11 protein-coding genes are annotated in these 13,314 nt (G+C 65.3%); 2 read left to right on the plus strand and 9 right to left on the minus strand.

The window, feature by feature from the left end; translation table 11 throughout:
• Positions 1-12: 12 nt before the first annotated feature.
• From QX041_RS05950 to QX041_RS05970, 5 genes are all read right to left on the minus strand, one after another.
• Positions 13-756 (minus strand): SDR family NAD(P)-dependent oxidoreductase, encoded by a 744-nt coding sequence (locus QX041_RS05950; RefSeq protein ID WP_316164687.1) that lies wholly within the window; start codon positions 754-756, stop codon positions 13-15.
• Positions 757-1,038: 282 nt separating this feature from the next.
• The gene (purF, locus tag QX041_RS05955; RefSeq protein WP_315712462.1) at positions 1,039-2,571 is read right to left on the minus strand and encodes an amidophosphoribosyltransferase; all 1,533 of its coding nucleotides are present in this window, start codon (positions 2,569-2,571) and stop codon (positions 1,039-1,041) included.
• A gap of 23 nt (positions 2,572-2,594) precedes the next feature.
• Positions 2,595-3,221 (minus strand): CvpA family protein, encoded by a 627-nt coding sequence (locus QX041_RS05960; RefSeq protein ID WP_315712460.1) that lies wholly within the window; start codon positions 3,219-3,221, stop codon positions 2,595-2,597.
• A gap of 174 nt (positions 3,222-3,395) precedes the next feature.
• Entirely contained in the window at positions 3,396-4,886 is a 1,491-nt protein-coding gene (gene radA / locus QX041_RS05965) for a DNA repair protein RadA (protein ID WP_316164688.1), read from the minus strand.
• A gap of 19 nt (positions 4,887-4,905) precedes the next feature.
• Positions 4,906-5,631: a sulfite exporter TauE/SafE family protein gene (locus tag QX041_RS05970; RefSeq protein ID WP_316164689.1), complete on the minus strand. Its 726-nt coding sequence runs from the start codon at positions 5,629-5,631 to the stop codon at positions 4,906-4,908.
• Positions 5,632-5,901: 270 nt separating this feature from the next.
• Here QX041_RS05970 and QX041_RS05975 point away from each other — a divergent pair, with 270 nt between their 5' ends.
• Both QX041_RS05975 and QX041_RS05980 read left to right on the plus strand, forming a co-directional pair.
• Complete coding sequence (locus tag QX041_RS05975) at positions 5,902-6,189, plus strand: hypothetical protein (protein ID WP_410051858.1); 288 nt, start codon at positions 5,902-5,904, stop codon at positions 6,187-6,189.
• A gap of 203 nt (positions 6,190-6,392) precedes the next feature.
• The gene (locus QX041_RS05980; protein ID WP_315712454.1) at positions 6,393-7,211 is read left to right on the plus strand and encodes an LssY C-terminal domain-containing protein; all 819 of its coding nucleotides are present in this window, start codon (positions 6,393-6,395) and stop codon (positions 7,209-7,211) included.
• A 14-nt stretch (positions 7,212-7,225) separates the two neighbouring features.
• Here QX041_RS05980 and QX041_RS05985 read toward each other — a convergent pair whose 3' ends face one another.
• The 4 genes from QX041_RS05985 to QX041_RS06000 all read right to left on the minus strand — a co-directional run bounded on the left by QX041_RS05985 (position 7,226) and on the right by QX041_RS06000 (position 13,251).
• Complete coding sequence (locus QX041_RS05985) at positions 7,226-8,731, minus strand: MFS transporter (protein WP_316164691.1); 1,506 nt, start codon at positions 8,729-8,731, stop codon at positions 7,226-7,228.
• A gap of 72 nt (positions 8,732-8,803) precedes the next feature.
• Complete coding sequence (locus tag QX041_RS05990) at positions 8,804-10,615, minus strand: amidohydrolase (RefSeq protein ID WP_316164692.1); 1,812 nt, start codon at positions 10,613-10,615, stop codon at positions 8,804-8,806.
• Positions 10,616-10,861: 246 nt separating this feature from the next.
• Complete coding sequence (locus QX041_RS05995; protein ID WP_316164693.1) at positions 10,862-11,662, minus strand: hypothetical protein; 801 nt, start codon at positions 11,660-11,662, stop codon at positions 10,862-10,864.
• 92 nt (positions 11,663-11,754) lie between these two features.
• Positions 11,755-13,251: an amidase gene (locus tag QX041_RS06000; protein ID WP_316164694.1), complete on the minus strand. Its 1,497-nt coding sequence runs from the start codon at positions 13,249-13,251 to the stop codon at positions 11,755-11,757.
• Positions 13,252-13,314 lie beyond the last annotated feature (63 nt).

Genomic DNA, 13,314 nt, shown 5'->3' on the forward strand with positions numbered 1-13,314 from the left:
CGACGCGATAGTCTACGCCGGTGGCTGAAAGCTCTTCAGCGCGCGGGTCTTGTACTCGTAGAGCTTGCCGGTCTCTGTCCACGACGGCAGGCACATCGGCACGATCAATTCGGCGACCTGCTCGGGCGTCTCGAGCGTCATCGGGTCTTCACCTGGGAACACCGTGGCGCGCATGCGGGTGCGGATCGGGCCCGGGCTGAACAGGTTGACGCGCAGCGGCGTGCGCTCGGTCTCGTGCGCCCATACCCGAGCCAGGGTCTCCAGCGCCGCCTTGGTGACGGCGTAGGGGCCGAGATAGGCCTGCGCCTTGTGAGCGGCGCCTGAGGTGAGGAACACCGCGCGGCCGGCGTCGGAGGCCTTCAGCAGCGGCTCCATGCAGCGGATCAGCTGGAAGTTGGCGGTGAGGTTGACCGCGACGACGTCGTTCCACGGCTTGAGGTCGATATGGCCGAGCGGTGAGGAGGGGCCGGGCACGGCGGCATTGCCGACGAGGATGTCGAGCTTGCCATGGCGCTCATGCAGCGCGGCGCCGAGCCGGGCGATGCCGTCGCTGTCGGTCATGCTGAGCGGCACCAGGGTGGCGCCGCTGCCGGTCTCTTTCCGGATCTCGTCGTCGAGTTCCTCCAGCCCGCCCTGGGTGCGGGCGACGGCGACGACATGCGCACCGGCGCGCGCGAGCGCGCGGGCGGTCGCATGGCCGATGCCGCGCGAGGCGCCGGTGACGAGGGCAATACGATTGGCGAGGGGAAGGGTCATCACGATCATCTCTCAGCCGTCGTCCCGGCGAACGCCGGGATCCATATTCCGCGGCGGTTATGATGGAGTTGGGTGGCTGTGGCTAGTCCTGCCCGACAAACGACGGCCGGTGGTCAGGGCCTCCGGCATGTGCCGGGACGACGGCCGATCGAACGCCGTCATTCCGGGGCGAGGCCGTTAGGCCTCGAACCCGGAATCTAGAGGTCAGGCGCACAAAACAATTTCGAGATTCCGGGTTCGATGCTGCGCATCGCCCCGGAATGACGGTGTGGGGAGAGAGCCTCAGCTCGCCTCGGCCAGGAGCGACAACTGCTGCTGGGTCGGCTCGACCAGCGACTGGTCGGTGAGGTGGGTCGGATAGCTGCCGGTGAAGCAGTGGTCGGCGTATTTCGGCGCGGCGGGGTCGCGGGCCGGCTCGCCCATGGCGCGGTACATGCCGTCGATCGACAGGAACGCCAGCGAGTCGGCGCCGATCAGCTCGCGCATCTCCTCGAGCGAATGCGTCGCCGCCAAGAGGCCGCCACGGTCCGGCAGGTCGATGCCGTAATAGTCGGGGTAGAGGATCGGCGGTGAGGCGAGGCGGAAATGCACCTCCGTGGCGCCGGCGTCGCGCATCATGCGCACGATCTTGCGCGAGGTGGTGCCGCGCACCAGCGAGTCGTCGATCAGGATGATGCGCTTGCCTTCGATCGCGGCGCGGTTGGCCGAGTGCTTCATGCGCACGCCGGATTCGCGGATCGCCTGCGTCGGCTGGATGAAGGTGCGGCCGACATAGTGATTGCGGATGATGCCGAGCTCGAACGGCACGCCCGAATGCTGGCTGTAGCCGATCGCCGCCGGCACGCCGGAATCGGGCACCGGCACGACGACGTCGACGTCGGGATGGCTCTCGCGCGCGAGCTGCGCGCCGAATGCCTTGCGGACCTCGTAGACCGAGCGGCCGCCGACCACTGAGTCGGGCCGGGCGAAGTAGATGTATTCGAAGACGCAGGGACGCGCCGGCTTCGGCGGGAACGGCTTGTGGCTGTGGGCGCCGTTTTCATCGAAGATCACGACCTCGCCCGGCTCGATGTCGCGGATGTAGCGTGCGCCGATCATGTCGAGCGCGCAGGTCTCCGAGGCCAGGATCGGGCAGCCCTCGAGCTCGCCATACACCAGCGGGCGGATGCCGAGGGGATCGCGGGCGCCGATCAGCTTCTTGTTGGTCATGCAGACCAGCGAGTAGGCGCCTTCGAGCGCGCGCAGCGCCTCGATGAAGCGGTCGATGAAATTGGTGCGGCGGGAATGCGCGACCAGATGCAGGATCACCTCGGTGTCGGTGGTCGACTGCATGATGGCGCCGGCGCGCACCAGCTCGCGGCGGAGCGTGAGCCCGTTGGTGAGGTTGCCGTTGTGGCCGACAGCGAAGCCGCCGGCATTGAGCTCGGCGAACAGCGGCTGCACGTTGCGCAGGATCGTGGCGCCGGTGGTCGCGTAGCGCACGTGACCGATCGCGGCATTGCCGGGCAGGCGCTCGATCACCTCGCGGCGGGAGAAGGTGTCGCCGACGAGGCCCAGGCGGCGCTCGCTGTGGAAGCGCGTGCCGTCATAGGAGACGATGCCGGCGGCTTCCTGGCCGCGATGCTGGAGCGCGTGGAGGCCGAGCGCGGTGATCGCGGCGGCATCATTGTGCCCATAAATGCCGAACACGCCGCACTCTTCGCGCAGCGTGTCTCCGTCAAGGTCTGGGTCTCTGAGGTAGGCTTGAGGTCCGAAGTCCAGATCCGCGTGAGTATCCGCTTGGGCTTCGCCGGAAGAATCGTGGTGCAGGTCCATCGCGCCTCTCTTCTGGGCTGAGCTCACTTGGCCGCGGGTTTCTCGATCAGCTTCTTCAAGCTGTCGCGGGCAGGCTTGCTATACCCATCGCCGCCCGCTCCGGGCGACTCGGTGTCAGTCTGGTCGTCGTCCGGCTTGTTCTTCTTGAATTTCTTTAAAATGGTGTTCTCAGGATCATCAGGCAAGAGCGACATCAGCCAATCCCCGGTTCCCTGCAGGACCACACGGGATTTGGCACCGGTGACCCAGTCCGGGCGCTGCTTGTCCGGCACCAGCCAGCTGAAGAACAGGAAGGCGACGACCACGATCAGCAGGCCGCGGCCCAGTCCGAACAGGAATCCGAGGGTGCGGTCGAGCGCGCCGATGCGCGAATCGAGAATCATGTCGGAGATTTTGACCGTGATCACCGAGACGATCAGCAGGGTGCCCACGAAAGTACCGGCGACGACGACCACGCTCGCGACGGTATCGTTGTTGAAATAGGTCTTGGCGGTCGGCAGCAGCTTGGAGAATGAATAAAGCGTGACCAGGGCGGCCGCGCCCCAGGCCGCGATCGACAGCACCTCGCGCATGAAGCCCCGGACCATCGCGAGCAGCCCCGACACCAGCATCACGCCGAGCAGGATGAGATCGAGGATCGTTATCGGCATCGGCTGCTCAGGTCCGCTTCACAGGTCCAAGGTTCGCTTCGAGTCGACGGAGGACCGCCCCTCCGGGAGGAGGACAGCGAGGTTCCCCGGCAAGTCCGGACGGCTGCACGATCCCGTGTGGGCGACCGGTTGCGGCGTTGTATAGCGGCGAGTCACGCGAACGTCACGGTCCGGCTAGCCGTCCTGGCGGCGGAATCTCGCTGGTGTGGCATTTTTTTCGGCATGGCTGGGGTCGCGGCGGCCCTGGTCGCCGTCTTCGCGGCTGCTATCGTGTCGGGCACGAGGCGTGCCGAGCGCGGCGATGTCGGCCACCAGACTGGTCAATCCGCCGACGGTATTGAGGCTGAGCCCGGCGTCGCCGCCGGCCTCGCCGCGGGCGCGCTCCGGCAGTACCACGCGGCCGAAGCCGAGCTTGGCAGCCTCCTTCAGCCGAGCCGAGGTCTGCGCCACCGGTCGGACCGCGCCCGACAGCGAGATTTCGCCGAAATAGACCGCATCGGGCGGCAGCGGAGCGTTGACCAGCGAGGAGACCAGAGCCGCGGCCGCGGCGAGATCCGCCGCAGGCTCGTTGATGCGCAGGCCGCCGGCGACGTTGAGATAGACGTCGTGGCCCGACAGCTTGACGCCGCAATGCGCCTCCAGCACGGCCAGCACCATCGACAGCCGGCTCGGATCCCAGCCGACCACGGCGCGGCGCGGCGTGCCGAGCGAGGTCGGCGCCACGAGGGCCTGGATTTCGACCAGCACGGGGCGCGTGCCCTCGATCCCGGCAAAGACCGCCGTGCCGGGGCTGCCGAGATCGCGCTCGGACAGGAACAGCTCGGAGGGGTTGGTGACCTCGCGCAGACCCAATCCGGTCATTTCGAACACGCCGATCTCGTCGGTCGGGCCGAACCGGTTCTTGACCGCGCGCAGGATGCGGAACTGCTGCGAGCCCTCGCCCTCGAACGACAGCACCGCGTCGACCATGTGTTCGACGACGCGGGGCCCGGCGATCTGGCCGTCCTTGGTGACGTGGCCGACCAGGATGATCGCGGCGCCGGATTTCTTGGCGAACCTGATCAGCTTCTGCGCCGAGGCGCGCACTTGCGTCACCGTGCCCGGCGCCGATTCGACGGTGTCGGTCCACATCGTCTGGATCGAGTCGATCACGATCAGTCGCGGCACGCCGCCTTCGGACAGGGTCGCGATGATGTCCTCGACCGACGTCTCAGCCGCCAGTTGTACCGGCGCATCCGCAAGCCCGAGGCGCTCGGCGCGCAGCCGCACCTGGGCGACAGCTTCCTCGCCGGAAATGTAGACCGCGCGATGGCCGGCGCGCGCCAGCATCGAGGTCGCCTGGGTCAGCAACGTCGATTTGCCGATGCCGGGATCGCCGCCGACCAAGAGCACTGAGCCGCGGACGAAGCCGCCGCCGGTGACGCGGTCGAGCTCGGTCATGCCCGACGACAGCCGCGGCGCGTCGATGGTCTTGCCGGTCAGCGATTCCAACTGGAAGGTGCGGCCCTTACGCTTGGAGCGCAGCGAGACCGGCGCGGAGGTCGCGCCCGTCGTGTCTTCCTCGGCCAGCGTGTTCCACTCGCCGCAGGCCTCGCACTTGCCCTGCCAGCGCGAATAGGCCGCGCCGCAGTTCTGGCAGACGAAGGAGAGCGTGGTCTTGGCCATGAGGTGAGAATCGGTGCGGTCAGGAGTGGGTGGCGTTCCATAACATACTTAGGCCCGCGGCCAGCATGATGCCATCCATCACCACGCGGAACACATCGGGCTTCATGTGCAGCACGAAGCGCTTGGCGATGAAGGCGCCAGCCATCAGCGAGCCGCCGGCGATCAGGCCCTTGAGTAGAACGTCAGGCGTCAGCGCGCCGAAGCGCTGGAAGGTGATGGATTTCGAGACATAGAGCCCGAGCGAGCTCGCGGCCTCGGTGGCGAGGAAGGCGCCTTTCGACAGGCCATAGAACAGGAACAGCGGCACGCTCAGCGGTCCGGTCGAGACCACGATGCCGGTGAGGAACCCGATGATCGCGCCGCCGAGCGCGAGATGCCAGAGGTTGGCCTTGAGGTCGTGCCGCGTCAGCCAATGCCGTACCGGCACCATCGCCATCAGGAACAGCCCGATCGTGATATCGACCGCCTGCGACGGCAGGATCAGCAAGGTGCGCGCGCCGAGTGCGGCGGCCGGAATGCCGGTGACCGAATAGGCCGCGCAGGCGCGCCAGTCGACCTCGCGCCACCACGCCAGGATGCGCGACAGGTTCGCCATGACCGCAGCGACCGCCATGATCGGCACGGCCTCCTTCGGGCCGTACTCGTAGGCCAGCACCGGCATCAGCATGATCGACGAGCCGGTGCCGACGATGCCGGACAAGGTGCCGGCCACGAGGCCGACCGCGAGAACGAAGAGGAAGCCCAAGATTTTCGCGCCTTCGTGATGGCGGGCAAGATCTCTCTCCCGTCATTGCGAGCGAAGCGAAGCAATCCAGAGTCGCGCGCATGACTCTGGATTGCTTCGTCGCTTCGCTCCTCGCAATGACGGATGAGAGAAGCTGGGCCCAGGTGGTTAACGGGTGGTTCGAGCCGACTCGAAATCGGCGATGATTGTGCGTCCGCATCATTAAAAGTTGAAGCGTATTCCTCGCACGTCCGCCGATGTTCTCGGACGATGACGATGAGCAAAACGCCAATGTCCTTGCAGATGCGGCCGTCCATGACGGCAACCGCCGAGGCGGAGTTCCCCTGGTTCACGGCCGCGATGCTGGCCATGGAAGCCGGCGAGGTCATCCGGCTCCGGCTGGAAAAATTCGCGCGCGGCGAAGCCGATGCGGGCGAGGAGGCGGAGCTGATGGTCAGCGAAAAGCTCGCCGCAGCCTTGGAGGCGACGGCGAAGCTGATGGCCGGCGCCAGCCCGGCGGCGGTCGTCGATCTCTATCGGGATTATGTCGCGGCCAACGCCGAGCGGCTGTCGGCGTAAGCCCCGCGCAGTCCGATTGCGTTGGACTGCGGATGTCGAGCAACCGGGCGCGGACGAGCTGGTCGAAACGCCGCCGACCGGGCGGTTTCATGCGTTCAGGTGCGGTGTTGCCATCGTGATGAAGATCGGACACCTTCCCGAAAGCACCGACTGCTGTTCACTCCTTTCGCCGGACCGATCCAGTGCGACTGCTCATACGCCTCATGCAACGCGTGCTGGTCGCCGGGCTGGGGATCTTCACGGTCTGGCTGATCGTCTTCGTGGTGTTCGAGACCGCGAACCGCAGGCTGCCTTGGATTGTCGCAGTCGGCGTCAGCTACGCGTTCGCGGCCTATGTCGTTCTGCCACGCGTGATCCGGTTGAGTCTCAGGATTCTTCAGAAGCGGCGAGTGCCCAGCTACACGATCACGGGTGATGGATTGCCCGGCGACCCCGTCAATCTCGCCCTGGTCGGGACGCTCCAACAGCTTCGCGCAAGCTTTGCTGCGGTGGGTTGGTCTGAAGCGGACCGATTGGGCCTGACGAGCTCTTGGGCCATGATCCGCGCCTTCGTCCTCGATACGCCTTACCCCACCGCTCCGTTCAGCACGCTCTATCTGTTCGGACGCGGCCAGGATATCGGCTTTCAGAAAGCCATCGGCAACAGCCCGCGACAGCGCCATCACGTCAGGTTCTGGGCTGTTGGCCTGGCACACGCAGAGCAAACCTGGAATGCAGGCGATTTCTGGTCCAACGCCGATCGGCCGGCGGTCGATGAATCCGCTCTGTGGGTCGGAGCCGGCACGAAGGACACCGGCCTATCGTTCACTCGATTGACGTTTCAGGTCACGCACGCCACCGATCCGGATGTCAACGCCGAGCGGGACTACATCATGGCCGAGCTGATCAGGACACGATCGATCGAGACCGTGGAGCTGTACAAAGCCGGTCAGAGCCTCCCTGAGCGGGTCAATCACTACGTGACGGACGGTGACATTGCGTTGGCGAGCATGTTGGTCTCCACCACGGACGACGGCACATGATTGCCGTCGTCTGTCTAATGGACATGCTGACGAGCCTCTTTCGATGTCGTTCGCTCTGCTCGGGGCCGGACCAGGAAGGCCGTGCCGAGCAGGACGACCATCGCCACGCAGACGACCGTCAGGAACGCCTGATCGAAGGCGCGGTGAGCGTGCGAGGTGACGATGGCAGCGACTTCGGTTGGCAGCCGCTCGGCGGCGATCAGCGCCTCGTCGATGCTGTCGCGCGCAACGGCGGGAATGCCGAGGCCGTCGGGCAGAACCATGAACGCCGTATAGACTCCGGACAGGATGCTCCCGAAAATGCTGATGCCGATCGTGCCGCCGAGCTCGAACGACACCTCCTCGATTGACGCGGCCATGCCTTCGCGGCCTTCAGGCGCGTGATTCATCACGGAGTTTGAGGCGGCGGCAATGGATGCTCCGAGCCCGAGCCCGTTGATCGCGATGCAGACCAATTGCAGGGCCAGATTGGCGTTGTAGCAGAGCAGGTAGCCGGCCGCGCCGATGCCGGCGATCAACAGCGCGCCGGACATCGTGGTGGCGGCGCCCACGCGACGGAGCATGAGGCTCGCGAGCGGCCCGCCGATGAATGCACCGAGCGGGGCCGGCAGGATGTACAATGCCGCCTGCAGCGGCGAGTAGCCGAGGACGAGTTGCAGGCGCTGGCTGATCGCGAGCTCCGTCCCCGCAATGGCAAGTGAAGCCACGATCGCGGTGATCACGCTGAGCGTGAACTCGACGTTTCGGAACAGGGTGAAGTCGAGCAAAGGATCCTCGAGACGCAATTGACGGCGTACGAACACCGTCAACATGATGACCGTCGCGACAGCGGTGCCGCCAAGGACGACATAGGAAGACTGGCGACTGCCGAGCTCCTCGACGACGTAGGCGAAGCCGATCAGCCCGGCCATCACCTGCACTGAACCGAGGAGGTCCCAGTCGCGCTCAGCACGATCGGCCGGTGCAGGAATCAGCAGCAGGCCGGCGAGCAGCGCCAGGACGACGAGCGGCACGTTGATCAGAAATACCGAGCCCCACCAGAAATATTCCAGCAGGACACCGCCGACCAAGGGGCCGACGGCCGCCCCGCTGGAGGCAACGGCTCCCCAGATCGCGATGGCGAGCGCCCGTTCGTGGTCATCGGAGAAGGTGATGCGAATGATCGACAGCGTCGCCGGCATCATCAGCGCGGCGCCGATCGCGAGCAGGACGCGTCCGCCAACCAGGATGGTGGCGGTCGGCGAATAGGCGGCGACCACCGAGGCCAGTCCGAAGACGATGAGGCCGGCGACGAACGTCCTCTTGTGCCCGACGCGATCGCCGAGCGAGCCGAAGCCCGGAAGCAGGCCGGCGACGACGAGCCCGTAGGCCATGACGATCCACAATTTCTCCGAAGCGGTTGCTCCGAGCTCATGGGTCAGGCTGGGCAGCGCGGTATAGAGCACCGTCATGTCGATGACGACGAGCGCCAGCGCGCTGGAGACGGTCAGGAGGATCAGCCAGCGAATGCGTTTCGACATCGGCGAATCCGCCGGCGCAAGATTCTGTTCAGTCCGTGCATTCGCCATCTCGTGCCCCGTCCTCATTCCCATTCAGAGTCTGTCGCGATGCGTGATCCGGCCGTTCATCATCGTCAGCTGAACGTTCACCTTGCCGATCTCGTGCGGCCCGACATCGAACAGGTTCTTCTCCAGCACGATCAGATCGGCCAGCTTCCCGACCTTGATGGAGCCGATCTTATCCTCCATGCGCATCTGGTAAGCTCCATTGATTGTGTAGCCTCGAATGAGCTGCGGCAGGCTCAGGCGTTCGGCAGCGGGCGGATGGACCAGGCCGTCGGGCTTGCCGGGCTCCTGGCGCGTATGGCCGGCCTGCACCGCCTCGAGCGGCTTGACCACGACCTTGGAGCCGGTCGCCAGGGCATCCATTCCGAACGACACCGTGACGCCTTGGTCGATGAACGTCTTGAAGCTGTACATGCGGCTCCAGCGCTCTTCGCCGTAGATCTCGCGGATGCGACGCTGGCTCGTATCCGGCACGCCCCACTGGATCTGGGTGTTCGCAATCAGGCCGAGCTTTCTGAAGCGCGCAATGTCCGAGGGCGCGGTGAGGAACGCGTGGCAGATGGTATGGCGACGGTTGCCGGGGCCCTGCCTGCCGAACGCGGCTTCGTATCCATCCAGGCTCATACGAACTGCGGCGTCGCCGACGGCGTGAAGGTGCGTATCGATTCCCTCCGCATGGGCTTCGCGCAGGATTCGATTCAACACGGGCGAGGGCAACAATGGTTCGCCGCGCCAATCCTGCCCTCCGGCATAGGGATCCAGCAGATAGGCGGTGCGGCTCAGCTCGGTGCCATCGACGATCAGCTTGAGCACCTCGGCCTTGACCAGCGGAGTGCGATAGCGCTTCCGATAGGCCCGAATGATCGGCAGCGGATCGACGTTGGGGTCGTTGTGATAGAGGCTGCCGATCACGCGTTGCAGCAGCTTGCCGCGGCTCTCGAGGTCGACCAGCATGTCGAAACCGTGATGCTGCTCGGTCGGCCAGGCGCTGAAGCCGGCATCGAAGAGGGTGGTGATGCCCGCGGCTGCGAGCTTGGGCTGCCATTCCTCGATGGCGGCGGCGGCCGACTTGAGGCCGAACGGTTCGATGCCGTGTTTTTCGAGCGTCTTCAGTACCGCGAACAGCGCGGGTACTTCCGAAATGAAGCCAGTCGGCTCGCCATTGGGATCCTTTTCGTACCAGGAGGAGCCGGGCACGACGTCGCGTGGGGTGTCCTTCGTGATGCCGGCCATCTCCAGCAGCTTGGAATTGACCCAGTAGCTGTGCAGATCGCAACTGACGAGCAGGACCGGCCGGTCAGGGAAGATCGCGTCCAGCGGTTCCTTGCGGGGACCCGAGGCGGGAAACGCGCCCGCGATCCATCCGAAGCCGAGAATGAACTTCTCGTCGGAATGCGTCTTGGCGTAATCGCGCAGGATCTCGGAGATGCGCTCAGGATCTTCCTCGTTGACCCAGGCGCCGCGGGCAAATGCCAGAGTGCAAAGATGCCAATGCGCCTCGACGAAGCCCGGCATCAGCATGCGGCCCTTGAGGTCGATGACCTCAGCCCCCCGTCTGGCAAACTTCATCGCTCCGGCATCGTCGCCGACATAGATGATCTTGTCGCCCTTGACGACGACGGCCGTCGCCCAGGGCTGCGAGTCTTCCACCGTGTAGACGCGCCCGCCGCGAAACACGGTCGTGCGATTGGGGGCGGCAAAAGCGGGAGCCGAGCCAGCGGCCGCGAATGCTGCGGCGGCAGCCGTTGTTGCAACCATCTGGCGACGGGTCAGTCCGCCGCCCTCCGGCTTCGACGCCGCGAACAGCGAACCGATGGCTGAGCCGCATGCGATGCACATTGTCCTGCTCCGAAAAGCCCACGTTCCGCGTGAGCCGCATCCTTCCCTGATCGAACGCTAAACTACGTTCCTCCGCGGCCGCCAGGATTGACCGCGATCAACTTGGCCTCAAAGGCGTCGAGCGTGCGCACGCAAACTGACGCTCTGGATGCTTGCTGATGGTGAAAATTCAAATCGAATGCCTTCAACAGGATTGCAGACCGGATTGCTGCTCACGGCCACAGAGGCCGCTCGATCCAAGCAGCGTCATTTTGGAAACAGGAAAGCCAGGCTGGCGCGAAACTGCCAATGCGATGCCTGGTCCGGCTTCAGCAGATTGTAGTACGCGCCCACCTCGGCATTAATCGGCTGCTTGTCGACCATGAAGAGCTTGCCCACGCCGACGCCGATCGGGACGACCCAGCGATCATTGCCCTTCGCGAGCCAGTTCGCCGTGATGATGGGACTCGAGCTGATGTAGGACCCGTCGGAGAAGTTGTAGGTCACGAAGTACTGCAGCATCATCTGGTTCACCGGCGCGCGGTCGCTCGGACCTGCAAACGACCAGATGTTGTTGGCGAGCACCCCGAGCACCCATGGACCCGGCATGGTCAGCGCGACAATGGTCGGACCTGCGCTCCATTTTCCCGAACCGAGGGCGGGATCGGTCGCCGACGGATAGGAAAAGGTCGGGCCGACACCCCAGATGAGGGCGCCCGAATGGGACGGGGTGAGCGCGAAGATCTGGTTGATGTCGCCGACCCCGCCGATCCGGCCTTGCTCGGGGGAAAAGCGGACCTGGGCGATGCCGGGAATGGTCGTGCGCGTCACCAGATTCCAGTCGGCATTGAGCTGGAACGGGATGACCGGCTCGATCTTGAAGACGTCGGCCGTCTGCCGGTACGGGCCCGTATTCGGCATGGCGATATTCTCAAGGCCGACGCTGATCGTGTCCGCGATCGGGTTCTGCGCCGCCTTGGCCAGATCTTCGAGCGACGGCGTCTTGGCCTGCTGTGCCAGGGCGCCGGAGTCATGGCAGAGTGCCGAAATCAGGAGCAACAGAACCACCTGTCGGAAGGCTCTCGGCGTCGTCGACCTCGCTGTCGAAGCGCTGCTCTTGCAGCCACTGTCTCGCGTCCACACCGCGTGGCCCCGCTGCATCAGGTGAAGGTCGGAAAACGCTCGTCCGCGAACAGGGACCGCCGGAGACGGGACCAGTTGGACGCGAACTGGAACGTGTCGAGATCGGTGTAGGTCTGGCCGATCACCTGCATGCCCGAGGGCATGCGGTCCTCGACCAAGCCGAGCGGGACATCGACGACCGGATAGCGGTTGAGCAGATTCCAGTGCCACGTCAGCGCCAAGCCCAGACCGGTGCCCACCCACGGGTCCACCTTGTTTTCCTTGCTCTTGAACATGTCGGCCCCGACAAGAGGCGTTGCCATGGTCGGCATGAGCAGGATGCGGCACCCCTTGCCGAACACGCGCTGCTGGACCTGGCGGTGCAGCCGCTGCAGCAGCTCTTCGGCTTCTTCGGCCTGGCGCGGTCCGACCGGGCCGACCTGGTCGAGCATTTCGGTCATGTAGGGCGAGAGCTGATCGCGATGCGCATTCGAGATCTCGATCGCAGTGCCGATGGACGTCGACATCAGCCCACGGATGAAGACCATCTTGTGGGCCTTCGTGAAGCCGCAATCGACTTCGTCCACCGTGCAACCCGCGGCGCGCAGCGCCTCGATGCCTCTCAGCATCGCAGCCTTCACGGACGGTATGACGTCCGCAATGCCGGCGCCCCAATCCACGGCGATGCGCCACCCGGAAAGGCGCGGATAACGGGTGGGATAGTCGAGGCGAGGGCGCATCGCGGCCATCATCCGCTCGGACGGACCGACGATCGCGTTCTGGAGGCTGACGAGGTCGTCGAAGCGCCGCGCCATCGGGCCCGAGGTCGCGAACGGGATTTCCCCACCGGCCACGCGTCCGAACGGCGGCCTGAAGCCGTAGAGGCCACATTGCGAGGCGGGAATTCGGATCGAGCCGCCCATGTCCGAGCCCATGGCGAGCGTCGTGAAGCCTGCGGCCAACGCCGCGCCCGATCCCGCCGACGACCCGCCCGGAGAGTATTCCAGATTCCATGGATTGCGTGTCGTGCCCCAGGCGCGGGTGGATGCGCCGAGGAAGAGGTAGAATTCCGGTACGGTCGTCTGGAACGGCATGACGGCGCCGGCCGCCTCGAGCAAGTCGGTGATGGCCGAGTTTTCCGTTGCCGGCGGCGAGTCCTTGTAGAGGAGCGAGCCCTGTGTGATCCGCCAGCCCGGTCTGGAGAATTCGTCCTTGATGGCCACCGTGATCCCTTCGAGCGGCCTCGGGTTGCCGCGCCGATACCGGTCTTCGGACTGCTTGGCCTCCTTCATCGCCTGGTCGAAGTGCTCGTAGGTGATGCAATTGACCTTCGGGTTGTAGGCTTCGATCCGCTTGATCTGCGCCTTCAAGAGATCGACCGGCGACGCCTTGCGGGCCCGGAACATGGCGGTGAGATCGGCGACCGACGCGTAGCAGAGCGGATCGGCAGACTCGGCCCGCGCGGCCGGCAAACCGAGTTCGGACGCGACCAACGCCGCTCCCGCGCCTTTGATGAGCATTCTTCTGTCGATCATATACGCCTCCGCATGTCCGGGAATCGGTCTGAGTATGTCGATGTGGCCCTGAAGGTGACGGTC

The sequence above is a fragment of the Bradyrhizobium sp. SZCCHNRI2009 genome, assembly GCF_032485115.1.
Classification (GTDB): Bacteria; Pseudomonadota; Alphaproteobacteria; order Rhizobiales; family Xanthobacteraceae; genus Bradyrhizobium.

Bases quoted from the DNA above. Each gene is read 5' to 3' on its own strand.
- QX041_RS05950 (WP_316164687.1), bottom strand. From the start codon at position 756: ATGACCCTTCCCCTCGCCAATCGTATTGCCCTCGTCACCGGCGCCTCG.
- radA (WP_316164688.1), bottom strand. From the start codon at position 4,886: ATGGCCAAGACCACGCTCTCCTTCGTCTGCCAGAACTGCGGCGCGGCC.
- QX041_RS05980 (WP_315712454.1), top strand. From the start codon at position 6,393: ATGCAACGCGTGCTGGTCGCCGGGCTGGGGATCTTCACGGTCTGGCTG.
- QX041_RS05975 (WP_410051858.1), top strand. From the start codon at position 5,902: ATGTCCTTGCAGATGCGGCCGTCCATGACGGCAACCGCCGAGGCGGAG.
- purF (WP_315712462.1), bottom strand. From the start codon at position 2,571: ATGGACCTGCACCACGATTCTTCCGGCGAAGCCCAAGCGGATACTCAC.
- QX041_RS05985 (WP_316164691.1), bottom strand. From the start codon at position 8,731: ATGTCGAAACGCATTCGCTGGCTGATCCTCCTGACCGTCTCCAGCGCG.
- QX041_RS05960 (WP_315712460.1), bottom strand. From the start codon at position 3,221: ATGCCGATAACGATCCTCGATCTCATCCTGCTCGGCGTGATGCTGGTG.
- QX041_RS05990 (WP_316164692.1), bottom strand. From the start codon at position 10,615: ATGTGCATCGCATGCGGCTCAGCCATCGGTTCGCTGTTCGCGGCGTCG.
- QX041_RS06000 (WP_316164694.1), bottom strand. From the start codon at position 13,251: ATGATCGACAGAAGAATGCTCATCAAAGGCGCGGGAGCGGCGTTGGTC.